The sequence below is a fragment of the Nocardia sp. CA-120079 genome, from assembly GCF_050955745.1.
Classification (GTDB): domain Bacteria; phylum Actinomycetota; class Actinomycetes; order Mycobacteriales; family Mycobacteriaceae; genus Nocardia.
On record NZ_CP192088.1, the window covers coordinates 8,521,924 to 8,544,950 of the forward strand.

Here is a 23,027-nt window from a genome sequence, read left to right on the forward strand (position 1 = left end):
GACGACATGCGGCCACTCACACCAGTGCGACACGGCCGCGCACTCACACGACGAGCCTCGAGGCAGGGCTACTGCTCCGCAACAGATTTCGCCGCTCGGCGGCACACCCGATCAGGCATTGCCTCCAACTACTACGCGGCGTAGTTTCAAGAGAAAGATTCATCCGGCACAAGGGGGTACGGACAATGCGAGCGCTCACCCGGATTCGGCACTACCTGCAAGCGGTTCGGCAGGCGAAGCGGAACCGATCCGACCTGTTCGGCTGGCTCGCCCGCCGACCGCAGATTCTTTTCGGCACGATCGGATACGAAACAGCGCTGCTGTTCAGCAACAGACTGGATCCGAAGCTCAAGGAACTGGCCGAACTGAAGACGGCCGGACTCGTGAATTGCGAATTCTGCCTGGATATCGGCTCGGCGCTGGCGCACTCCAGCGGACTCACCGAACAACAACTGCGCGACCTACCGCGCTATCGCACCAGCGACGCCTACAGCGACCTGGAAAAACTCGTCATCTCCTTCGCCGAAGCGATGACCGCAACTCCGGTCATCGACCTCGCGGACCTGCGCACCGAATTGCTGACACACCTGTCCAAAGGACAGTTCGCCGAACTGACTGCCAGCATCGCCTGGGAGAACCAGCGCGCCCGGCACAACCAAGGCCTGGGTGTGCGTCCGACCGGGATGGCCGACGGCATGGCATGCGCCATCCCGGAGCGGGCCGCTAACGAGCGCTGAAGTAATGACCCTGGTCGAGATCCTCGATGAGGCCGGGGTGTGTCGGCTTCCAGGTGAGCATTTCCCGGGTCCGCGCGCTCGAGGTCGGATTGTCCAGCGCGACAAGGGGACCGAGGAAACCGAAGTGAGCGTCCGCCCGCTCCGGCGGGATGCCGATCACCGGTAGGTCCAGATGGCGACCGATCGCTTCGGCGATCTCACGGAAGGGCACGCCTTCGTCGTCGACGGCATGTAACCGCGATCCCGCGGGGGCGGTTTCCAGCGCCAAGCGGTACAGGTGCGCGGCATCGAGTGTGTGTCCGGCGGGCCAGCGGTTGTTCCCGTCACCGACGTAGGCGGCGACGCCCTTATCGCGGGCGGTGGCGATCAAGATCGGGACGAAGCCGTAGCGGTCAAGCGAACTGTGCACGGTCGGTGGTAGCCGGACGACAGCCGATCGAACCCCGCGATCCGCGAGCGCGACCACCGCATTCTCGGCGTCGACCCGCGGCCCTGCATCGAGTGCGTCGGCTTCAGTGCCTGCCCGGCTCAGCCCGGCTGCCGCGAGCGTGAGCGTGCCCGATGTGCCCACGAAGGGTTTGCCGGTGCCCGCGAGCGCATCGCCGATCGTCTTGATGGCACGCAGATCGGCCGCGATCGCTCCGGCGTAGTCGCCGGTCTGCATGGCTTCATGTTTGAAGGCCAGGTGGATGACGCCGTCGGCCGCGGCGGCGGCCGCGCGCAGGTTGTCGAGATCGCCGAGATCTCCGCGGTGCACGTCGGCACCGGCTGCTGCCACCGTGGCGGCCGCTTCGTTCGAGCGAGCCAGGCCGACGACCTCGTGTCCGGCGTCGAGAAGTTCGGGGATGACCGCGGAGCCGATATGTCCCGATGCCCCGGTAATGAAAATCCGCACGGAAGTACTCCAAGTCTCTTGATGCCCTCGCCTGCGCGAAGGCAGTGATGTCAGTGACTGTCATCAACAGTACATCCGATGACAGTCGCTGTCATCGGATAGGATCCCGCATATGAGTCGATGGGAGCCTGATGCGCGCGGTCGCCTCGAAAAATCGGCTCTGGAGCTGTACCGCGAGAACGGATTCGAGAGCACGACCGTCGCCGAGATCACCAACCGGGCAGGGCTCACCGAGCGCACGTTCTTCCGGCATTTCGCCGATAAGCGCGAGGTCCTGTTCGCAGGGGCGAGCGCGCTCCAAGAGGCCCTCGTGCGCGGGGTGCACGACGCGCCCGCAACCATGCCGCCGATCGAGGCGATCGCCACGGCGCTCACCGAGGTCGCCGAAACCGTATTCGAGCAGCGCCGCGAGTTCGCCTGGCAACGGCAAGCCGTTATCGCGGCCAATGCCGAACTTCGAGAGCGCGAGCTGATCAAACTCGCAACGCTCGCCGCCGCGCTGGCCGAGGCGCTACGCGGGCGAGGCGTGACCGATCCGGCCGCGAGTCTGGCCGCCGAGGCCGGGATCGCGGTATTCAAGATCGCCTTCGAGAGCTGGGTCGACGGCGAGCGCACCCTGTCGCAACTCATCCGAGAATCCGTCGACGAACTGAAACTCGTGACGGGCGCGCGGGACCTACCCGATGTCGTTCCGGGCTAGCCGGAGCGACCTGGTTGACTGCACGGGTGTTCCGTTTGATGTTTCACGAGCCCGCGATTCCCGGAAATACCGGCAATGCGATTCGACTTGTCGCGGGGACCGGGTGTGAACTGCATCTGGTCGAGCCGTTGGGGTTCGACCTTTCGGAGGCGAAGTTGCGGCGGGCCGGATTGGATTACCACGATCTGGCCTCGGTGACGGTGCACAAGAACCTTGCGGCGGCGTGGGATGCGGTGCGGCCCGAGCGCGTATTCGCATTCACGACCCAGGCGAGCACGCGGTATACCGATGTGGCGTACCGCGAGGGTGACGTGCTGCTGTTCGGCACCGAACCGACGGGACTGCCGCTGGAGGTGCTCGACGATCCGCACATCACCGATCGACTGCGCATCCCGATGCTGCCCGGCCGGCGCTCGATGAACCTCTCCAATGCCGCCGCCGTGACCGTCTACGAGGCCTGGCGCCAGTTCGGATTTCCCGGCGCTGTATGACCGTGTCGCTCAACCCGATTCGACGATGACGGCGGGAGTCAGAGGTCCAGCTCGAAGCGTTTGAAGCGGGAGGTTGCGCCAGCGGCGAGGCGGACGGCGGATTTGGGGACACCGTAGTGGTCTGCGAGCAGTTCGATGGCGGCCTTGTTGGCCTTGCCCTCCACGGCCGGGGCCCGGACGTACAGCTGCAGGGTGCCGTCGTCGAGGGTTTCGACGAGTGGGCCCTTACGGCTGTTCGGTTTGATCGTCGCCCTTACGACCGTCGGCACCTGTATCTCCTATCGCCCCAGCGCCTTTCGCTGTACCAGCACCTTGCAGGTCTCAGTGCCTCAACCAGTTCCGCACCAGCACCTGCAGTACGGCCCGGTCCCTGTACCTGCACCGGTTCCCGCGCCAGTCCCAGCGCCCGCGCTAATCCCCAATGCCTGCACCAGTTCCCGCGCCAGTTCCAGCACCCGCACAGTCTCAGCACCGGCCCCGGTCCAAGTCCGCATCCCTAACACACCGGCTCCCGCACCCACGCCAGTCCCAGCACCCGCGCTAATCCCCAATGCCTGCACCAGTTCCCGCGCCACTTCCGGCACCCGCACAGTCTCAGCACCGGCAGCACCGGCCCAGGTCCGCATCCCTAACACACCGGCTCCCGCACCCACGCCAGTCCCAGCACCCGCGCTAATCCCCAATGCCTGCACCAGTTCCCGCGCCACTTCCGGCACCCGCACAGTCTCAGCACCGGCCCCGGTCCAAGTCCGCATCCCTAACACACCGGCTCCCGCACCCACGCCAGTCCCAGCACCCGCGCTAATCCCCAATGCCTGCACCAGTTCCCGCGCCACTTCCGGCACCCGCACAGTCTCAGCACCGGCAGCACCGGCCCAGGTCCGCATCCCTAACACACCGGCTCACACCGGCTCCCGCACCCACGCCAGTCCCAGCACCCGCGCTAATCCCCAATGCCTGCACCAGTTCCAGTGCCTGCCCCGGTTCCAGCACTCGTGCCAGTCTCAGCACCGGCACCTGCGTTAGCACCGGTACCTTCTGCCGCCGTCGTGCTCGCCCCGGTCGGCGTACCGACCGCAGCGGCCTTGCCCTGCTCGGATTCTCCCGATCCCGACGAATGCTTCCGGCCCCGCACCACTCGCACGAGACCCCACAACACCGCGCCGATCACCACGACGAACCCGAGCCAGGGAATCGCCTTGCCGGTGAACACCACCGCGTCTTTCAGCCAATCGACCAGTGAATGCCAACCGGATACGATGCCGTCCCAGAAATTGGTCGGCCCCGCATCGGAATCCTTGTCCTCGGTGGTGATGTCGATGGTGAGCGTGGACAGCGCGACCTGATCGTCGAGGTGCCGCTTCTGCGCGGTAAGGCTGTCGAGCTCACCCTGCCGACTCGACAGCGCCTGTTCGGCGGCAATGAGATCCGCGGTATTGGTCGCACCGGAGATGAGCGCGCGCAACCGGTCGACCGAGGCCTGCAGCGCCTTGATCCTGGCGTCGAGGTCCTCCCACTGCATGGTGACGTCGTCGCGGTTGGTGCTCATCCGGGTGACTCGGCCGACCCCGCCGAGGCCGTCGATGAACTTGTCCGTCTTGTCCGCGGGCACTCGCACGGTGAGCGTGGACTGCGGATCGGTGTCATCGGTGCCCGGCTGTTCGGTGCGGCTGTCGACCCGGCCGCCGACCTCGCGCACCTGATCGGTCACCTTGCCGCCCGCCTTGATCGGATCATCCGCGGTGATGTCGACACTGCCGGTGATGACCTCCTTGCGCGCTTCGACGGTGGTCCCGCCGGTATCCCCCTTCGCCGGGGAACCCTCGCGCAGACTCGGCGGCGGCGCCATCGGCGCTACGGTCGCCATGCTCGACCGGCCCGAACTGGCATTGTCGTCGTTGTCATCACCGCAGCCGACCAGCAACGTCAAACCCAGCAGGCCGATCACCAGCACAGCAAGCTTCCGCATGCACGCAGGTTAGCCGCTGCGGCGAATTCGGTCACGAAACTCGATGCGGGCCATTCCCGAATGCCGAAGGGACGCCGACCAGTTTCACGAGAAATCGTTCGATCTGATCGGCGAGCGACGGCCAGGTCTGGCCGGGTTCGTTGAGTCGCATCGACACCGCGCCGTGCACCGCCGCGCGCAGATCGAGCATGACCGAGACCGGGTCGTCGACGGGTGCCAGACCCGCATCCATGCAGCGCCGGATCGCGGCGGCGGTGCGTTCGGTCAGCTCCCGTTTGAACGGCAGGTCCACGCGTTGGTTGAGGGTGCTCTCGTGCAGCACCTTGTACATGCCCGGATGTCGATAGGCCCAGTCGCCGAGGACGCGGATGCGAGCGCGCAGTCTGTCGACGGGATCGTCGACGGCGGCCTCCGCGTCGTCGATCGCGCGCACCAGATCGCCGTGATATCGCTCCAGCGCGGCCGACACCAGTGCGTCACGGTCGGCGAAATGCAGGTAGACCGACGTTGCGGCACTGCCGATTTCGCGCGCGACCGCGCGCATGGACAGGGCCTGATCATCGCCGAGTTCATCCAGCAGCCGGATCGCGGCGTCGATGATCTCCGCACGCAGTCGGCCGCCGTGGCCACGCGGATTGCGACCGCGCCGGGTCGTCGCATCGGAGGTCATCAGAGGATTGTAGCCGGACACACGTAGCGCTACAGTTGTAGCGCTACAGCTGTTCAGTTACCACTAGCGACTGCTCGCAGGTCGCTCGAAAAGATCGGAGTGTGCTCATGACCAGCACTTTCGTCGATCCGAAGCTCGAATCGAATAAACAGACCGTCCTCGCGTTCTACGAAGCCGCATTCAATGCCAAGGATTTCGAGGCCACCGCCGAGTTCTTCGGTTCGCGCTACATCCAGCACAATCCGGAGATCGCCGATGATTTCGACGGACTACTCGCACGCCTCACCGGCCTGAAGGAGGGCGCGCCGAAACTCCGTGTCGAAGTGAAACGCGTTGTGGCAGAGGGTGATTACGTGGTCGCCCATGTGCACGGCGTGCGCGAACCCGGCGACCGCGGACTGGCGATCATGGATATCTTCCGCCTCGCCGACGGAAAGCTGGTCGAACACTGGGATGTCATCCAGCCGGTTCCGGAGCAGGCCGCCAATGCGAACGGAATGTTCTGAGCCTCAACGGAAGTCGCGGGATTTCGTATCGACGCGCAGGTCCATGCGCTGCAGATATTCGGCGACGACACTGACCGCGCCCTCGGCATTCTGGACCCGGCCGCGGATGAGCAGAGCGGGGGCGCTCTGGGCCAAGCGGCGATAGCGGGTCCACAGGCCCACCGAGCAGACGACGTTCACCATGCCGGTTTCGTCTTCCAGGTTGAGGAAGGTGACACCGGCGGCGGTGGCAGGGCGTTGCCGATGCGTGACGGCGCCGCCGACCAGAACGCGGGAGCCGTCGGGCACGTCGAGCAAGCCGGCGGCGGGGACGACACCGAGCGCATCCAGTTGCGGGCGTAGGAATTCGGTGGGATAGCTGCCCGGGGAAATGCCGGTGGCCCAGACATCGGCGGCGGCCAGCTCGAGTTCGCTCATGCCGGGCAGAGCGGGTGCCGTGGTGGCGGCGCCGGTGCCGGGAAGTCGATCGGGACGTTCGCCCGCCGCGGCACCCGCCGCCCACAGCGCCTCGCGTCGGGTGATGCCGAGACAACCCAAAGCGCCTGCGGTGGCGAGTGATTCGGCTTGAGCGACGGTGAGTTCCACGCGACCGGTCAGGTCGAGGAAGGATGTGTACGGGCCGGACGATCGGGCGGCGACAATGCGTTCGGCGAGGTCGGTGCCGATGTGACGGACGGTCGCAAGACCGAGCCGCACCTCGTCACCGTGGTTTTCGACGGTGGGTTCGGCGCGGCTGGCATTGATATCGGGTCCGTGCACCAGGACGCCATGTCTGCGGGCGTCGGCGACCAGCGACTGCGGGGAGTAGAACCCCATCGGCTGGGCACGCAGCAATCCGGCGCAGAAGGCCGCCGGATAGTGCAGTTTGAACCATGCCGAGTAGAAAACGATCGAGGCGAAGCTCTGCGAATGGCTCTCCGGGAAGCCGAAATTCGCGAAGGCATACAGTTTCTCGTAGATGCGGTCGGCAACTTCGCCGCTAATGCCGTGCAAATCGCGCATGCCTTGATACAGCCTGTCCTTGAGGCGCTCCATGCGTTCGGGTGAGCGTTTGGAACCCATGGCGCGGCGCAGCTGATCGGCCTCGGCGGCGGTGAAACCGGCGACGTCGATGGCCATCTGCATGAGCTGCTCCTGGAACAGTGGCACGCCGAGGGTGCGTTTCAGCGAATTCTTCAGTGCGTCATGGTCATAGGTCACTTCCTCGACCTCGTTGCGGCGACGGATGTAGGGATGCACCGAACCACCCTGGATCGGGCCGGGTCGGATCAGCGCCACCTCCACCACCAGGTCGTAGAATTCCCGCGGCTTCAGCCGGGGCAGCGTGGCCATCTGCGCCCGCGACTCCACCTGGAACACCCCCACCGAATCGGCGCGCGAAAGCATCTCGTAGACAGCGGTTTCCTTCAGGTTCAGCTTGTGCAGTTCGACGGTTTCGCCCTTGTGCTCGCGCACCATATCGATCATGTAGTGCAGCGCGGAGAGCATGCCGAGACCGAGCAGGTCGAACTTCACCAGATTTATCGCGGCGCAATCGTCTTTATCCCACTGCAGTACGCTGCGGCCGGGCATGCGCGCCCATTCGACCGGGCAGACATCGGCGATGGGCCGGTCACAGATCACCATGCCGCCGGAATGGATGCCGAGATGTCTTGGCAAACCCTCGATTTCGGTGGCCAGCTCCAGCACTTCCGCGGGAATATCGGTGCCGGTTTCGGCGCCGACCCCCGTCCACCGGCTCACCTGTTTACTCCAGGCATCCTGCTGTCCAGGTGAAAAGCCCAGTGCGCGTGCGGCATCGCGAACCGCTGACTTGCCGCGATAGGTGATCACATTCGCCACCTGAGCGGCGTATTCGCGACCGTATTTGGCGTAGACGTGCTGGATCGCCTCCTCGCGGCGATCGGATTCGATATCGATGTCGATATCGGGCGGGCCGTCGCGCTCTGGTGCGAGGAAGCGTTCGAACAGCAACTCGGCGGCGACCGGGTCGACATTGGTGATGCCGATCGCGTAGCAGACGGCCGAATTGGCGGCCGAACCCCGGCCCTGGCAGAGGATGTCGTTTTCCTTGCAGAAGCTGACGATATCGTGCACCACCAGGAAGTAACCGGGAAACTTCAGCTCGTCGATGATCGCGAGTTCGTGCTCGATCTGCCGATACGCCTCGGGATTTCCCGACGGCGGACCGTAACGCCGAGCCGCGCCCGCAAGGGTGAGTTCACGCAGCCAGGACGCCTCGTCGTGGCCGTCGGGCACGTCGAACGGCGGCAGGCTCGGGGCGATCAATTTCAGATCGAAGGCGCATTCGCGGGCAAGCGTCACCGCGTTCGCCACCGCCTCCGGACAGGCGGCGAACAACTGCGCCATCTCCGCGCCGGAGCGCAGGTGTGCGCCACCGGTCGGTGCCAACCAGCCCGCGATATCGTCCAGGCTCCGGCGCGCCCGGATCGCCGCGAGCGCCATGGCGCGACGGCGCTGGGCAGGTGCGGCGAAATGCGCTCCGGTGGTGGCCACCACGGGCAGACCGAGACGATCGGCCAGGGCGATGAGGTGGGCGTTGCGTTCGTCGTCCTCCGGAATGCCGTGATGGGTGAGTTCCACGCTCACCCGGTCGGCGCCGAAGCGCTCCGTCAGGTCGCGCAGGGCAGCCTCGGCGCGCCCGAGACGGGTGTCTCCCGCCTGTAGGTCGTGGTCGAGGGCGCGGCGCACATGACCTTTGCGACATCCGGTCAGGATGTGCCAGTGCCTGTCCGCCGCGGCGGTGAGCGCGTCCAAGTCGTAGCGGAGGATGCCCTTCTCCCCCGCGGCCATGTGTGCGGCGGCGATCTCACTGGAGAGACGGCGATAGCCCTCTTGACCGCGGGCAAGTACCAGCAGATGCGGACCGGCCGGGTCCGGCGAGCCGGTGCGCGGCGCCGAATCGGGTGCGCCGACATGGCCGAGCGAATTCCCGAGGCGCGGTGTGTCTTCCGCAGTGCCCAGCGACAATTCGGCCCCGTAGACCGTCGGGATACCCCATTCCCTCGCCGCCTCGAAAAAGCGCACGGTTCCGTAGAAGCCGTCGTGGTCGGTGAGCGCGATCGCCTCCAGCCCGAGCCGCACCGCCTCCTCCACCAACTCCTCCGGCTGACTCGCACCGTCGAGGAAGCTGTAGGCCGAATGCGCGTGCAACTCCGCGTACGGCACCACCGGACCACCTGGCGGTTCGACCGGTTCGGGCCGATAATCCCCGCGCTTGCGCGACCACGCCGGACTGTCGCCGCCGTCGCCCGGATACATCGCGTCCGGATTCGTCGGCCCAGGTCGACCGGACAGCACCCGCTCCAACTCCGCCCAGGTAGGCGGGCCGTTGCTCCAACCCATGACACATCACCTCCTCACATAGTCGAACATACATTCGAACTACGAAGGAGGTGTGGATACCCGCCGAATCAGGCAGCCGGGAGCGGATCCATCGACTTCTCGCCCAGCGCGGCCTCGACCTTGTCCAGGCTGGAGCGGATCACGGCGCCATAGGCGTCGTTGGCGAGTACATCGAGATGGCCGCGAGCGATGGTCAGCTGCATGTAGGCCACATCGAAGTCGCCGACGCGGCGGTGACTGTCGGCGAGATTGAGGTAGAGCGAGGGCAGGAATCCGCGTAGCCCCTCATCGAGCGGAACACCCGGGCCGAATACCGCGGCCAGCGCGCGTTGATCCCAGTGCAGCGCACCTTCCGCCGTGCCCTGCAGATCGGCGAGGTGATGCGCAATCACACAGCGCTGCAACGGATCTCCACCGTCGCCGAGCTCGTCCCACAGTTCCGCCAGCATCCGCCGCGCCGCCTCCGGATCACTGCCGGAGAGCCGCACCGCGGCAAAGATTTCCGCCATCCGATCGTCCGCCATGCGCAGAGTATCGCACATATGTTCGATAGATTCGAGGCCGGTTCGAACACCTCGGCGTGGCCCGATTCGAACGCTCGACGTGACACTGCGACGCGAGCGAAGGGCCCGGAGGCGTAGCCGTAGCGACTGCTTGCAGGTCGCTCGAAACGATCAGCTTGCGTAACCGCGGAGGGCCCGCGAATGTCGCCAATCGAACAGAGCGCACTTGGCAGGTAAACTTACTTCAGAGTAAGTTCATGCCAACTCGACCTGCAAAGGAGCAGCGATGACCCGAGCTTCCGCTGACGACGCCGACCTGCGCGGGCAGGTCCGGCGCAATCGCCGCAACCGCGACCTGACGGGGCGGCATGTGCTCATTACCGGCGCGTCCTCCGGCATCGGCCGGGCCGCCGCGCTGGCCGTCGCGGATAAGGGCGCCCTCGTCTTCCTGCTCGCCCGGCGCGCCGACGAACTCACGGCGGTGGTCGAAGAGATCCGGGCCGAGGGCGGCAGCGCCTACGGATATCAGTGCGACGTAACCGATTCCGACTCCGTCGACCACGCCGTCAAGACCATCCTGGACGAGCACGGCCACGTCGACATGCTGGTGAACAACGCGGGCCGCTCGATCCGTCGCGCCATCCACCGCTCCACCGACCGGCTGCACGATTTCGAACGCACCATGGCCGTCAACTACTTCGGCGCCGTGCGATTGACGCTGGCGCTGCTGCCGCAGATGCGCGAGCGCAAGTTCGGCCACATCGTCAATATCAGCAGTGCGGGCGTGCAGGTGGCCACGCCGCGCTTCGCCGCCTACCTCGCGAGCAAGGCGGCGCTGGATAAGTTCGCCGAGGTCGCGGCGGTCGAAACCATGGCCGACGGCGTCACCTTCACCACCATCCACATGCCGCTGGTGCGCACCCCGATGATCACCCCGAGCGGCGATCAGGGTCCCTCGGAGTCCCCCGAATGGGCGGCCGCCACCATCGTGCGCGCGTTGAGCGAGCGGCCCAAGCGCATCGATGTCCCGCTCGGCACCTTCGCCGAATACGGCGCACTGCTCACCCCGAAGCTGCGCGACCGCATCCTGCACCGCTACTACCGGGCCCTCCCCGACTCCCCCGCCGCCAAGGGCGAGCAGGCCGATATCGAGGAACCGGCGGAATCCCCTGTGCCACAACATGAACCGCGTCATCAGTCGACGGCCCGCCGAGTCACCGGCACCGCCCTGCGCCGCGCCGCACGCTGGGTGCCGGGCACCCACTGGTAAGCCCGCGACCTTCATCCCGCAGGGGGCGATAAAGGTCGCCGCGAACGGGAGATGGCTGCGGTGGATTCGCCGCAACCATTTCCCGTTCGTCGTTTCAGTCGAGGACGAGGGGGGCTACTCCACTGTGGTCAACGGCTGGATCCGGTCGGCCACAATCGCGGTGACCGGTTTCGGGGCGGCACCGCAACTGGCTTGGCGTGGCGGGAATTCGACGGTCCGGGTTGTCACCTGCCAGCGGCGGCCGTCGCGATGAGTTACCACGGCCCGTACGGAATCGATTGTGGCGGAATCATTTTCGATGTTGGCGGTGAGATCGTCGAGACGTGCCGAAACCTGTTCGCGGACTGCGATTTCCGCGACCTGCTCGACGGGATGATGACCGCTGCGACCACGCAGTCCGTCCAATGAAACCGCACCGCGCTGCACGGCTTCGACCGCCGCGATGGCGGCCGCGGTATCGACGCGGCCGTAGGTCAGTCCGGACGGCAGCAGCACCATGGCGGGTGCGAAGCGATGACCGCCGGTATGCGAGCACTCCCAGACCCGGTCCGGATAATCGGCGGCCAGATTCGCGGCGATCGGACGGCCGAACAGCGCGCAGCACTGATCGCGCTTCCCGTGCGCGCACACCAGGATCAACGGATCGCGCACGGGCGCACCGATTCCCGGCGGTGGACCGTTCAGCAGGTTCAGGTCCAGGTCGAGCAACTGCTTCAGGTCGGTGATCTCGAAGCGTTCGCACCAGGAATACCGCGGACGCGAACTGGCGATCAAAACCGTTCGGACACCGGTGAATTCGTTGCGGCCCGGCCGCCGGATCAACGTCGGACGAACCTTCGCGGCGGCGGTGCGGACGGCGAGTTCGGCGGTGATCTCCTGACCGAGCACCTCATCACCGATCACATCCCGACCCCACGCGCCCGGCTGCTCGACGCACAACCACCCAGTCACCCGGGTTGCCGTGCCGGGCAAGGGCACATCGACCGCGGCCGCCGCCGAGCAGAGCATCCCTTCGAATCCGGTCATCAGCCCAACGTCTGTCCGTCGGCGAGCGCCACGTCCCAGCGGCCGTCGGCCTTGGCCCGATCGATCTCGGCCTGTCCGGCCGGATGCATCAGCCCCTGCTCGATCAACTCGGCGACCAGGCCGATATTGCGCAGCGACCATGGGCTGCGCTTGCGCCGCGGAGTGAAGCCGACCTGCCAGAACTCCGCATCCTCACCGCGCGCCTGCCCGTCGATCCAGCCGAAGCACAGCGCCTGCCGCAGCGCGCCGGCATGGTTCAGCGAAACGCGTCCGGAGCCCTTTTTGGCGAAACGCAGCCAGACCCCGTCCACCGAGGCATGGTTGGTCAGCAGCCAGTCGCGGAACGACTGCTCGTCGGGGAAGAACAGAACCGGACGGTCTTGCGCGGGCACCGCTTCACTCTAGATAGCCGCGGGTGAGAGCGTCGCCAGGAACGGCAGCACGGCTGCCTCGAATTCGCGGTAGCGGTCGCGGTGGATGCTGTGACCGCAGGTGAAGGCGGTCACCGAGCAGTTCGGGATGGTGTCGCGCAGAATCGCCAACTTCTCCGGATCGACCATGCCGCCGGGACCGCCGCGCAGCACCAGAGTCGGCGCGGCGATGTCGCAGAGCCGATCCCACCACTCCGGATTCGGCTTGCGGAACTGTTCGAGCGCGGTCCGCGTCATCGAGCGATCGAAGGCGAGCACCGCGCGCGGATGCCGGATCAGGCTGGTGGTGGCGTGCCAGAGTTCGGGAATGGTCGGGAAGCGACGGGTCAGCTTCACCTCTTCATCGCCGGAACGCAGCGGCATCGGGCACTCCTCGATGACCAGCCGCCGCACCAGTTCGGGCCGTTCCTGCGCGACACAGGAAACCGCGTAGCCGCCCAGCGAATGTCCGACCAGATCCACCGCGTCCAGCTCGAGGTGATCACAGAGATTCAGCACGTCCGCGCCGAATTCGGCGAACAGATAGGACTCGGTGTGCGCACTGCGTCCGTGCCCGCGCAGATCGGGAATGATCACCCGCCGCCCGGCCCGCATCAAGATGTGCGCGAACCGATCCCAGGTATACCCGTCCCCGCCCATACCGTGCACCAGAACCACCGGCACGCCATCGCCCACCACGGAATCCCGATAGGCGATCCGCACGCCGTCGAGCACAGCCCTGGTCACCGCGAGATCCACGATTTCCGAGAGTACAGTGTTGAATTTGCCGCGCCTGCGGCGCGGCGTGTTCGCGGCCCCCTGATGTCTCGCGTCCGAGCCGTCGAGACTCGCGACTACGTCGCATCGCTTCGACGGCTCGGACGCGAGACGGGCCGCGAACGGTCGCTCGTAAGACTCGCTCCGTGGTGGTCACCGGGGCCGTATGGTCAAGGCACCCATTGCTCGGCAATCAGAGCCCCGGCGGGTGCGGTGCCGAAATTGTCTGGCGAAGGCCGGGGTATCGCGGCAATACTGCGGCCATGCCCTCCTTCGCCGACTTCGATCGCCGCAACTATCGCACCGTTGACGTCGCCGCCGGGTACGACGGATGGGCACCGACGTATGAGCAGACCGTCATGGACGAGATGGATCTCGCACTGCTGAATCGACTACGGCGACCGGACTGGGGTGGGGTGCGCCGCGCCGCGGATCTCGGCTGCGGGACCGGGCGGACCGGAGCTTGGTTGCGAGAGCGGGGAATTCGCCATATCGATGGCGTCGATGTGAGTGCCGGAATGCTGGCGCGGGCACGCGAGCGCGGGGTGCACACCACACTCACCAAGGCCGACGTCCGTGACACCGGATTGACAAGTGGCGCATACGATTTGGTGATCTCCTCGCTGATCGACGAGCACTTGGACGAGTTGACGCCCTTCTACGCCGAAGCCCGGCGGCTGGCCGCACCCGGCGGCACCTGTGTCACGGTCAGCTATCACCCGCAGTTCATGATGGTGACCGGCATGCCGACGCACTACACCCCCGCGTCCGGTGAGCCGGTTGCGATCAGCACGCATCTGCACTTGATCAGCGAGCAGGTGTCGGCGGCATCGGCGGCGGGCTGGGTGCTCACCGAGATGGCCGAGGCGCTGGTGGATGACGCATGGATCGCGGCCAAGCCGAAATGGGCGGAGCTGCGCGGACATCCGTTCACGCTGGCGCTGGTGTGGTCGCGCACGTAGTCAGTCGTAAAGCCCCTCGGCGCGCCAGGTCTGATCGTTGTAGATGAGCAGGAGGACACGGACGTCAGCCGGTTCACCCGCGAGCTGCACCTGGATGCGGGCGGCGATTCCGGCGCAGAGGGTGGCGGATTCCGGGGTCCACCAGTGTTCGTCCACCGGCCACGGACCGGCCCAGCCCGCAAGGGGCCACTGCTTGCTGCCCCAACGCAGCAGGGCGGGGTCGGCGGTGAAGAGGCCGCGGTCGGTGACCTGCACGGGCGTTCCGTCGGCGGCCTCCAGCCGCACCACCGGACGGTTCACCAGGATCACCGCGGGTGCGGGGCGGGGCAGGCGGCCGGGCCACGGCAGGGCCGGATCGGCGGCCGGAATCGGCTCGTCACCGAGGGCGACCATGGTGATGCGTTCGGCGGGTCCGCGGCCGCCGCTGAGCACACCGACCCGGACCGCTTCGCCGCCGAGCAGACCCTGCACCCGGATCAGGGCGCGGCGGGCCCGCTCGTCCTCCTCCCCGACGCCGCCCCACAGACCGAGCTGAAGTGCGCTCGCCGCAACGACTTCGACGGGTTCCAGGCGCAGCAGTGTGATCGGTGCGGTGGGTCGGTCGCGGCGGGTGAGCCAGCCGTCCAGCTGCCAGCGCACCCGATCCGCGGTGCCCTCCGGGGTCAGTGGTTCGGCGCATCGCCAGATGCGCGAAAGTTGTTCGCCCGCCTCGGTTTCCGCGAGCACCGATAGCCGGGTGCAGGCCATCGAGGCATTGGACAGCGCCTCGTGCAACTGGGTGGCGAGCATGCGCCCCGCGAAGGCGGCGGCATCGACCCGATCGATCGGCGGCTCGCAGCGATACTGCACCGCCAGGTCCTTCGGCGGACGACGTGCGGACGGCGGACGTTCCGGCACGGCCCTGGCACAGCGATGCGCCAGCACGGCGTCGGCGCCGAAGCGCGAGGTGACCTCGATCGGGGTCAGTGTGGCGAAATCACCGATCCGCCGTAACCCCAAGCGATGCAGCAGATCCACCAGCTCGATGCGTTCCGGTGCGGACAGGCTCGGTTCGAGCGCGAGTTCGCGCACCGGCAATGGCGCCAGGAATCGCGCACCGTCGCCGGGCGGCACGATCGCGGCGAAACGCGCGGCGATCACCGCCGTGGACAACTCGTCGGCAATACCGATCTGCGCCTCCACTCCCACCGCGGCGGCCGCGTCGACGAGCCGTTCGGCCGCCGCCTCCTCGGATCCGAAAAATCGGGCCGCACCCCGCGCACCGAGCACCAACAGCCCGGGACGCAGCACCTCCACTCCCGGCACCGTCGCATCGATGGCCGCCACCACCGGCTCGAACAATCGCGCATCTCGATCCGGATCCACCTGCGCGACATACACATTCGGACACCGCGCCTGCGCCTCCCGCTTGGTCAGCCCACGCCGCACCCCCTCAGCCCTGGCAATGGCCGAACATTCCACCACCTTATTGGCGAACAGCACCGCCACCGGCCGCGTCGCAGGCACCCGCGCCACCGCCGCCGCCGTCACCGCCGACCAGTCCGGACACCACAGCGCCAGCACTCGCGTCCCACCCACCCGACTCGGCCGGATCACCACCCCACCCCTCCGGACACCCCGCGCAGCAGCCGGCACGCCGACGCACCGCACGCACGGAACGTCACCTCACTTGCTCCGGCCCCGTCGCCGAGTCGAAACTCCGACTCGACGGAAAAGCCGCTGAGCATGGCGCGACGGGCCGACTCATGACGCCGCACCGCGCGCCTCGACGGTCACTTCATCGGCCGCGGCCGCCGTTTCCAGTGCCACCCATTCCACTCGACTCGCACTGGGGCGCAGTTCGATTCGGCCGTGGCAGGGTGGGCCCGCCTTGCCGCGGACCGCGACCTCCAAGCGGAGCGAGCGGAGGCGGCCGCGGCCCGCACCGAGGCCGCCGTACCCGGCGATGCGGGTGTCCACGCGCAGGGACGGATTGGGCCAGCGACCGTCGGTGACCACCAGGGTGGCCCCTTTGCTGCGCGCGCGGGCGGCGATGACACGGGTGCGGGACGGAGCGACGGCGGCGCCTGCGAGGCCGAGCACCACCAAATCGAGGCCGTCGAGCAACACCGCGGCCACCTCCACCGGATCCGGGCCGGGATCGGCGACGACGGCGAGGCGCTGCAATTGCGCACCCATCTCGACCGCGGCGAGCAGCCCGAGCCGCGGCACCCCGACCACCGCGGCATGCCCACCGCCCTCGGTCACCGCGGCGAGCAACCCGGCCAGCAGCGAACTCGCACCCGAATAGGCCACCACCGAACCCTTGACCAGGCCGCCATCAGGCAACAGCTCCGCAAGGGCGGGCGGCACCGCGAGCGCTTCCCTGCGCAATTCGGCGGCGTGCGGAATCCGCTCGGCCGCCGCTTCCCCACGCCCGGGTATCGCCGCCATCCGTCGGCGCAGCTCATCCAGTGTCGGTTTATCCCTCGGCGGCATCCTGTCCCGCCGTCTCCCCGCCCCTGAATCCTCATCCGAACCCATCACAACCACCTACTTCCAACGATGGACCCGAGGCGAAGCACGGCCCGAACCCCCACGATCAAGAGTTCAGCACCGATCCAGCTATCGATCGCTATCGAATATACGTTCGATACTCGCCCAGTAGAAACCCACCCCCGATTTCCGTCAAGTACGCGCGATCACTTCGTTGTTTTTGAGTTGAACTCAACTTATGATCGGAGTCATGAGCGAGCAAGAATGGTCCGGCCGCGGCGCGACGGCACGCAGGCGACTGCTGGAGGCAGCGCATGCGGAGCTGAGCGAAACCGGCGAACTCGAGGTGGCCGCCGTAGCCCGCCGCGCCGGGGTCAGCGTCGGACTGCCCTACCGATACTTCGGCTCGCGAAGCGGACTGCTCACCGCCGTCATCACCGACTTCTACGACCGACTCGGCGAAACCGTCACCTATGCGGAATTCGCCGGAAAGGATTGGCGCGAGCGCGAACACGCGCGCGTGGTGGCCTGGGTGAACTTCCTCTACGCCGATCCGCTCGCCCCCGTCGCGCTCGGACGATTCGGTGACGCCGAGGCGGCGGGCGTGGAACGGCAACGGCTGCAGCAGGCGATCGAGGTCGGCATCCGAAATATGGCGCAGGGCCAGCGCCAGGGCATGGTGCCCGCGGACCGCGATCCGGAATTGCTCGTCGCGGCCGTCCTCGGTGGCGTGCACATGGCCGTTGCGGTGGCGCTCACTCGCAGTCCACGCCCGGACCGCGCCGTCGTCGCCGATCAAGTATGGGAATTCGTGGCCGGAGCAACCGGCGCGGGGAAAGAAGAACAATGAGTAATGCACAACCAGAGGTCGAACGACTCGAGGACCTCGCAGGCGACCTGTCCCGGACCCATCGCGCGGCCCACGATGTACGCGACGTCTCCGCGGCGCAGGTGGACGCCGATCTCGCCGCCCTCGATCGCGACGGCTACGTAATTCTCGAGGGCCTGCTCGACTCGGCGCAGTGCGCGGCACTTCGCGAAGAACTCCTGCCCTTACTCGGTCCGAATGGGCGAAATGCGTTCGAGGGCCACCGGACTCAGCGGCTCTACAGCGTGCTCGGCAAGACGCGCATGGTCGATCGGCTGGTCGACCATCCCCGCGTGCTCGCCCTATTGGATCGACTTCTGCTGCCTGGATATCTGCTGTCGCAGTTACAGATCATCAATATCGCCCCCGGCGAGAATGCCCAACTCCTGCATCCCGACGACGGCTTCTATCCGGTGCCGCGACCACGAAAAGCATTGTCGGCGGCCACCATCTGGGCGATCGACGAATTCACCGCCGAGAACGGCGCGACGATGCTGATCCCGGGCAGTCACCGCTGGCCGGACGGTCGGAAACCGCAAGAGGACGACGTCCGCGTGCCCGGTGTCATGCCCGCCGGATCGTGCGTCTTCTTCCTCGGCACTCTCTGGCACGGCGGCGGCGCGAACCGCTCGGCGAGCCCGCGATTGGCCGCCACCGCGCAGTACTGCGAGCCGTGGTTGCGCACGCAGGAGGCCTTCACTCTCTCGACCAGTCGCGATACGGTGCGCGCGGTCTCGCCCGAAATCCGGCGCATGCTCGGGTACAGCATTCACCCACCCTTCATCGGCATCGTGGACGGAATGCACCCGGATCGCCTGCTGACGCAATAACCGGCACGGCGCGAATCAGGCCAGCTGGCCTTGTTTTCCGCTACCCTCGCACCGTGACCGAACGCGCTCGTCCCATTGTCGGCCCCGATTATCTGGTTGCCGGCCGCTACCGTCTGCAGTCGAAACTGGGCGGCGGCGGTATGGGCGCGGTATGGCTCGCACACGATCGTCTGCTCAACCGGGACGTCGCGATCAAACAGGTGCTCTCCACCGCCGGACTCCCGGAGGCGCAGGCCAACGAGATCCGCAACCAGATCATGCACGAGGGCCGGGTCGCGGCCAAGCTCTCGCATGAGCACGCCATCGCCGTCTACGACGTGGTGCTCGAGGCCGGCGAGCCGTGGCTGGTGATGGAACATCTGCCATCACGCAGTGTCGCAAGGGCATTGGCGCTGGTGAACGCACTGCCGCCGATCGAGGTGGCGCAGATCGGGGCACAAGTCGCCGATGCGTTGGCCGCCGCGCACGCCGCGGGCATCGTGCACCGCGATATCAAACCGGGCAATATCCTCGTCGCCGACCGCGGACCCGTCGTCGGCATGGCCAAGCTCAGCGACTTCGGCATCTCACGTGGTGCGACCGACAACTCCGACGAACCGGACGGCGTGATCACCGGCACCCCCGCCTATCTCCCCCCGGAGGTGGCGCGCGGCGCGCAGCCGACCACGGCCAGCGACGTGTTCTCCCTCGGCGCCACGCTCTACACCGCGATCGAGGGGCAACCGCCGTTCGGTATGGACGACGACACCGATGCCGTGGTCTATCGCGCGGCCATGGCCCAGATCATCCCGCCCAGCCGCAGCGGCATGCTCACCAACGCGCTGCTGCACATGATGGAACCGGCCCCGCAACGCAGGCCGACCATGGCCGAGGCGCGGGACGAAATCCTCACCGCCGCATTCGGTCCCGGCACCGGTCCATATATCCTCGGCGCTCCGGTGCGTACCGAGGACGGCACCATTCCGGCATGGGCGGCCCGCAACTCGGCATCGGGACTGCGCAGCCCGCACTCGACTCCGCTGCCGCGCCCGCACCGCAGCAACCCGTCGGGTCCAGCGGCCGCCGCACCCCAGCGCCCGAAGACGAAGTCGAAAGAAACGAGCAATGCCCCGCTCGCCATCGCCATCGGCCTGCTGATCGGCCTGATCCTCATCATCGCCGTCATCATCGCGATGATGTGATCCGCAGCGGCTCAGTCGATGCGGCGGCGGTGCGCCCAGCGGGTGAGTGCGTTGCGGTTGGACTGCTGAGTCTTGCGGAGCACGTTGGAGGCGTGTGTCTCGACGGTTTTCACCGAGATATAGAGCTTCTCCGCGATTTCCCGATAGGTGTAGCCGCGGGCGAGCAGCCGCAGCACTTCCAGTTCACGCGGGGTGAGCGAATCCAGTTCGGGATCCAGCGGCGGTTCCGGGACCGGTGATTTGCCGGTGAACGAGTCGAGCACGAAACCGGCCAACCGCGGACTGAACACCGCGTCACCACCGGCGACCCGCCGAATGCCATCAGCCAGTTCGGATCCCGAGATCGTCTTGGTCACATAGCCGCGCGCACCCGCACGGATCACCGCGATCACATCCTCGGCGGCATCGGAGACGCTCAATGCCAGGCACACCGGGCCGTCATCGATGCCGGCCAGCACCGCGACCCCGCCGCCGTCGGGCATATGCACATCGAGCAGTACGACATCCGGACGCGCGGCATTGATTCCGGCGACCGCCTCGGCCACGCCCCCGGCCTCTCCGACGACCTCCATATCGGTCTCCCGGCTCAATTCGGCCCGCACACCCGAGCGGAATACGGCGTGATCATCGACGAGAAAGACCCGCACGGTCACCTACTTCTCCTCACCCTCGGTGGTCGACCCACCCTGACGCGCGGACCGCCCGCAGGCCGCCCGCACTTCATCGGTACCACAATTGCCACCGCAGCCGTCGTCATCCGAGCTACGACCTGCGTCGCATCATCGGAGCGATCACTTGGCGTTGCGAACTGGCTGTCGTACTCCGTCGACCTGATCGTCGCCGCCCGGCTGTTCCGCCTCGGCCCGGTCCCGATCGGCACCGGAATCGGTGCGCGGCATGATGATCCGCACCTCGGTGCCCCGACCGGGCGTGGACAGGATCTCCACCTGACCGCCGCGCCGCTCGATTCTGGCGCGAATGGATTTCGCGACACCCCGCCGATCCTGCGGCACCGCCGCGATATCGAAGCCGGCCCCGCGATCGCGCACGAAGATGCTCACCTGATGCGGTTCCGCCTCGGCGAACAGATCGATCTCCGGGACGCCCGCATGTTTGGCGGCATTCACCAGCGCCTCCCGGCTCGCGCCGAGCAATGCGGTGAAATGCTCCTTCGGCAGGCCGGACCCGCTGTCGGCACCGTCCATCGTCACATCGCCGACAGTGACCGGAGTCACCTTCACCCCGTGCTGATCCTCGACCTCGCCCGCGATCGTGCGCAGCGCCGCGGCCAGACTCGATTGCGCGGGCCCGGAATCCTCGAAGAGCCAGCGGCGCAGCTCCCGCTCCTGACTGCGCGCCAGCCGGGCCACCTCTTGCGGATCGTCGGCCTGACGCTGGATGAGCGCCAACGTCTGCAGCACCGAATCATGCAGGTGCGACGCGATCTCCTCGCGTTCCTCATTGCGAATGCGGGCCGCGCGCTCGGCATTCAGCGCGCGCATCATGCGCAGCCACAGCGGCACCGTCAGCAGACCGGCGCCGATCAATGTGACCGCCACCGCGATCAGCGCGGAGCCGAGCGAGCTCAGATCGATCCTGGCCAGCACCACCACGCCGAGTCCGAGCACGATCATGGTGATCCCGGCGACGATGCGCGACCAGGTCACCACCGAGGGGCGCGCGGGCAGTCCGAGCAGCGAGCGTGGACCGTCGGTGTCGTACTCGCGCCACACCAGCGCCGCACCAACCGCCACCACGACGATCGGCACGATCACCTTCGCCGCGGTACCGCTGAACAACCACGACACTCCGACCGCGAGCCCGAGCCCGAGCAGGGCCAACCCGATCGCCTGACGACGCTCCTTACCGGTCGGCTTCACCGCATCATGGCCGCCCGGAGTGAAGATCCACAGCATCCCATAGGCGACGATCCCCGCCCCCGCCAGCGCGGACAGCAATACGAACGCCATCCGCACCTTGAACACATCGAGCCCGAGGTGATCGGCGATACCGCCGGCGACACCGCCGACGATCCGGCCACCCGAACGCCGCACCATCCGCGGATACGGCGGTGTCGGCGGCAGGGCCGGCGCGGCGCCGAAGCGGCCGGGGCCTGGCGCGAACCCGGGCGCGGCGCCGAAACCCCGGGGATCGGCCCCCCGAGCAGCATCGAACGCGGGCACGGACGGGTACATGCCTTCGATACTGGCACGACCCACCGACACCGACCATCAGGAATCACCCTGATCTTCGTCGCTTCGCGAGCAGTGGCGATCAGGCTCGAATGAACAGCCGCAGCGCAGCGTCGACGACATCGTCGCGAGTTCGATCATCCGGATCGGCGTCCGAACGCAGCCAGATGGAGGCCCGCACCGTGCGCCCGCAACCGGAGCATCGGCCATAACGGCTGCCCGAGCGTCCGGTCCGGATAAGAAACCCGCGCTGACCTGTCGTTCTTATCCGCCGCTCAGCCGTAACGCGAGGCACGGATCGGACAAGGGGCCCAGACCGAGCCGATTCGCATTCCGCCGGACCGGATAACTGGTCGCCACCGTATCTACCAGCACTTTCCATACCTGCCGCCGATCGATCGCCTCGGCAGCGCACCGTCTCGCGCCATACGTTTCTTCCGGGTCGGAAACGTCCCACTGAACACAGGGGACTCGTGCCGCAGGGGGCCGAGCACAGGTTCGGGGAGGAATCATGAACATCAAGTCGGTACTACTCACCGCCGCCACCGCGGTCGGAATCGCATTGGCGGGCACGCCATTCGCCGCCGCCCAGGGGATGGCGCCGCACGAGAAGAACTACTCGGGTCCGGGGGGATTCGAGCTCACCGTGGGCCATATGGACGAACAGTTCCGCCCGGTCCCCCCGCTCAACGGAATGCCGACCAACCGAGAGGTGTTCCTGGACAACACCTTCTACGGCACCATCCCCGCGAATGCGACGGGCACCATGAAGGCGGGCTATCTGGTCGCCTGTGCGGTCGATCTCGATCTCACCGTCGATATCCAGGCCGGGATCGGCTTCGACGCCGGGTTCAGCATCGGTGTCAGCGGCAGCGGCGACTCGACCTCGCCGAACTTCGATGCCAGCATCGGCCCGAAGATCTACGCCGGAGTCAGCCTCGACATGTCGATCAGCCCCGGCGAGATCAAACCGATCGAAGTAGGCACCAAGAACCTGGCTCTGGGCGGCACCGGCTATCTGGTCAGCCACGACTACCACCTGGTGGTCAAGAACTGCGGCGGCCCGCTCACCATCCAGTCCTATGTGACCCTCACGGCCGACACACCCGAGGTCACCGCCGCCGACGCGGTGACAGGAGACCGGATCTTCCTGTAATCCGGCAACTCGAGGGCGGCGGTGCGATCGACGATCGCACCGC

At 67.0% G+C, this 23,027-nt stretch carries 23 protein-coding genes; 10 read left to right on the forward strand and 13 right to left on the reverse strand.

The window, feature by feature from the left end; genetic code table 11:
- Window positions 1-185 precede the first annotated feature (185 nt).
- Window positions 186-737 carry a carboxymuconolactone decarboxylase family protein gene (locus tag ACQPYR_RS38820; protein WP_433624465.1) on the forward strand — a complete coding sequence of 184 codons (552 nt, stop codon included), beginning with the start codon at window positions 186-188 and terminating at the stop codon, window positions 735-737.
- Here the strand turns inward: ACQPYR_RS38820 and ACQPYR_RS38825 are convergent.
- Entirely contained in the window at window positions 724-1,632 is a 909-nt protein-coding gene (locus ACQPYR_RS38825) for an SDR family oxidoreductase (RefSeq protein WP_433624467.1), read from the reverse strand. The genes ACQPYR_RS38820 and ACQPYR_RS38825 overlap by 14 nt on opposite strands.
- A gap of 112 nt (window positions 1,633-1,744) precedes the next feature.
- On the opposite strand from ACQPYR_RS38825, the gene ACQPYR_RS38830 reads away from it, so the two are divergent.
- Both ACQPYR_RS38830 and ACQPYR_RS38835 read left to right on the forward strand, forming a co-directional pair.
- Entirely contained in the window at window positions 1,745-2,332 is a 588-nt protein-coding gene (locus ACQPYR_RS38830) for a TetR/AcrR family transcriptional regulator (protein ID WP_433624468.1), read from the forward strand.
- Between the two features lie 26 nt (window positions 2,333-2,358).
- Entirely contained in the window at window positions 2,359-2,823 is a 465-nt protein-coding gene (locus ACQPYR_RS38835; RefSeq protein WP_433635361.1) for a tRNA (cytidine(34)-2'-O)-methyltransferase, read from the forward strand.
- Window positions 2,824-2,861: 38 nt separating this feature from the next.
- Here ACQPYR_RS38835 and ACQPYR_RS38840 read toward each other — a convergent pair whose 3' ends face one another.
- The 3 genes from ACQPYR_RS38840 to ACQPYR_RS38850 all read right to left on the reverse strand — a co-directional run bounded on the left by ACQPYR_RS38840 (window position 2,862) and on the right by ACQPYR_RS38850 (window position 5,462).
- Window positions 2,862-3,092, reverse strand: coding sequence for a DUF167 domain-containing protein (locus ACQPYR_RS38840; protein ID WP_040686756.1), 231 nt, complete (start codon window positions 3,090-3,092; stop codon window positions 2,862-2,864).
- Between the two features lie 674 nt (window positions 3,093-3,766).
- Window positions 3,767-4,792, reverse strand: a complete 1,026-nt coding sequence (locus tag ACQPYR_RS38845) for a DUF4349 domain-containing protein (protein WP_433624470.1) — start codon at window positions 4,790-4,792, stop codon at window positions 3,767-3,769.
- A gap of 31 nt (window positions 4,793-4,823) precedes the next feature.
- Window positions 4,824-5,462, reverse strand: coding sequence for a TetR/AcrR family transcriptional regulator (locus ACQPYR_RS38850; RefSeq protein WP_433624472.1), 639 nt, complete (start codon window positions 5,460-5,462; stop codon window positions 4,824-4,826).
- A 107-nt stretch (window positions 5,463-5,569) separates the two neighbouring features.
- Between ACQPYR_RS38850 and ACQPYR_RS38855 the strand changes: the two genes are divergently transcribed.
- The gene (locus tag ACQPYR_RS38855) at window positions 5,570-5,968 is read left to right on the forward strand and encodes a nuclear transport factor 2 family protein (protein WP_433624474.1); all 399 of its coding nucleotides are present in this window, start codon (window positions 5,570-5,572) and stop codon (window positions 5,966-5,968) included.
- A 3-nt stretch (window positions 5,969-5,971) separates the two neighbouring features.
- Here ACQPYR_RS38855 and ACQPYR_RS38860 read toward each other — a convergent pair whose 3' ends face one another.
- Together ACQPYR_RS38860 and ACQPYR_RS38865 are read right to left on the reverse strand one after the other, a co-directional pair.
- Window positions 5,972-9,334 carry an error-prone DNA polymerase gene (locus ACQPYR_RS38860; RefSeq protein ID WP_433624476.1) on the reverse strand — a complete coding sequence of 1,121 codons (3,363 nt, stop codon included), beginning with the start codon at window positions 9,332-9,334 and terminating at the stop codon, window positions 5,972-5,974.
- Window positions 9,335-9,402: 68 nt separating this feature from the next.
- A complete protein-coding gene (locus tag ACQPYR_RS38865; RefSeq protein ID WP_433523064.1) occupies window positions 9,403-9,858 on the reverse strand; it encodes a hypothetical protein in 456 nt (151 codons plus the stop codon).
- A 265-nt stretch (window positions 9,859-10,123) separates the two neighbouring features.
- On the opposite strand from ACQPYR_RS38865, the gene ACQPYR_RS38870 reads away from it, so the two are divergent.
- Window positions 10,124-11,107: an SDR family NAD(P)-dependent oxidoreductase gene (locus ACQPYR_RS38870; RefSeq protein ID WP_433624479.1), complete on the forward strand. Its 984-nt coding sequence runs from the start codon at window positions 10,124-10,126 to the stop codon at window positions 11,105-11,107.
- A 114-nt stretch (window positions 11,108-11,221) separates the two neighbouring features.
- On the opposite strand, the gene ACQPYR_RS38875 is transcribed toward ACQPYR_RS38870, so the two are convergent.
- Genes ACQPYR_RS38875 through ACQPYR_RS38885 form a run of 3 tightly spaced genes read right to left on the reverse strand, consistent with a single transcriptional unit; the run spans window position 11,222 to window position 13,302 of the window.
- Window positions 11,222-12,133 carry a sucrase ferredoxin gene (locus tag ACQPYR_RS38875; protein ID WP_433624481.1) on the reverse strand — a complete coding sequence of 304 codons (912 nt, stop codon included), beginning with the start codon at window positions 12,131-12,133 and terminating at the stop codon, window positions 11,222-11,224.
- Window positions 12,133-12,525, reverse strand: coding sequence for a YdeI/OmpD-associated family protein (locus ACQPYR_RS38880; RefSeq protein WP_433599622.1), 393 nt, complete (start codon window positions 12,523-12,525; stop codon window positions 12,133-12,135). The genes ACQPYR_RS38875 and ACQPYR_RS38880 overlap by 1 nt, the downstream gene beginning before the upstream one ends.
- Window positions 12,526-12,534: 9 nt before the next feature.
- Window positions 12,535-13,302, reverse strand: a complete 768-nt coding sequence (locus tag ACQPYR_RS38885; RefSeq protein ID WP_433624483.1) for an alpha/beta fold hydrolase — start codon at window positions 13,300-13,302, stop codon at window positions 12,535-12,537.
- Between the two features lie 281 nt (window positions 13,303-13,583).
- Between ACQPYR_RS38885 and ACQPYR_RS38890 the strand changes: the two genes are divergently transcribed.
- Window positions 13,584-14,282 (forward strand): class I SAM-dependent DNA methyltransferase, encoded by a 699-nt coding sequence (locus ACQPYR_RS38890; protein WP_433624485.1) that lies wholly within the window; start codon window positions 13,584-13,586, stop codon window positions 14,280-14,282.
- Here ACQPYR_RS38890 and ACQPYR_RS38895 read toward each other — a convergent pair whose 3' ends face one another.
- Both ACQPYR_RS38895 and ACQPYR_RS38900 read right to left on the reverse strand, forming a co-directional pair.
- Entirely contained in the window at window positions 14,283-15,878 is a 1,596-nt protein-coding gene (locus ACQPYR_RS38895) for a DNA polymerase Y family protein (RefSeq protein WP_433624487.1), read from the reverse strand. It abuts the gene before it with no gap.
- Between the two features lie 147 nt (window positions 15,879-16,025).
- Window positions 16,026-16,760 (reverse strand): hypothetical protein, encoded by a 735-nt coding sequence (locus ACQPYR_RS38900; RefSeq protein ID WP_433624489.1) that lies wholly within the window; start codon window positions 16,758-16,760, stop codon window positions 16,026-16,028.
- A 247-nt stretch (window positions 16,761-17,007) separates the two neighbouring features.
- Between ACQPYR_RS38900 and ACQPYR_RS38905 the strand changes: the two genes are divergently transcribed.
- Genes ACQPYR_RS38905 through ACQPYR_RS38915 form a run of 3 tightly spaced genes read left to right on the forward strand, consistent with a single transcriptional unit; the run spans window position 17,008 to window position 19,636 of the window.
- Window positions 17,008-17,607 carry a TetR/AcrR family transcriptional regulator gene (locus ACQPYR_RS38905; RefSeq protein ID WP_433624490.1) on the forward strand — a complete coding sequence of 200 codons (600 nt, stop codon included), beginning with the start codon at window positions 17,008-17,010 and terminating at the stop codon, window positions 17,605-17,607.
- Window positions 17,604-18,455, forward strand: coding sequence for a phytanoyl-CoA dioxygenase family protein (locus ACQPYR_RS38910; protein WP_433624492.1), 852 nt, complete (start codon window positions 17,604-17,606; stop codon window positions 18,453-18,455). Before ACQPYR_RS38905 ends, ACQPYR_RS38910 begins: the two co-directional genes overlap by 4 nt.
- A 53-nt stretch (window positions 18,456-18,508) precedes the next feature.
- The gene (locus tag ACQPYR_RS38915) at window positions 18,509-19,636 is read left to right on the forward strand and encodes a serine/threonine-protein kinase (protein ID WP_433624494.1); all 1,128 of its coding nucleotides are present in this window, start codon (window positions 18,509-18,511) and stop codon (window positions 19,634-19,636) included.
- An 11-nt stretch (window positions 19,637-19,647) separates the two neighbouring features.
- Here ACQPYR_RS38915 and ACQPYR_RS38920 read toward each other — a convergent pair whose 3' ends face one another.
- Both ACQPYR_RS38920 and ACQPYR_RS38925 read right to left on the reverse strand, forming a co-directional pair.
- On the reverse strand, window positions 19,648-20,283 hold the full coding sequence (locus tag ACQPYR_RS38920; RefSeq protein ID WP_040686746.1) for a response regulator: 636 nt from the start codon (window positions 20,281-20,283) through the stop codon (window positions 19,648-19,650).
- Window positions 20,284-20,427: 144 nt separating this feature from the next.
- Complete coding sequence (locus ACQPYR_RS38925; protein ID WP_433624496.1) at window positions 20,428-21,831, reverse strand: ATP-binding protein; 1,404 nt, start codon at window positions 21,829-21,831, stop codon at window positions 20,428-20,430.
- A gap of 508 nt (window positions 21,832-22,339) precedes the next feature.
- Between ACQPYR_RS38925 and ACQPYR_RS38930 the strand changes: the two genes are divergently transcribed.
- The gene (locus ACQPYR_RS38930; RefSeq protein WP_433624498.1) at window positions 22,340-22,984 is read left to right on the forward strand and encodes an MspA family porin; all 645 of its coding nucleotides are present in this window, start codon (window positions 22,340-22,342) and stop codon (window positions 22,982-22,984) included.
- Window positions 22,985-23,027: the final 43 nt, after the last annotated feature.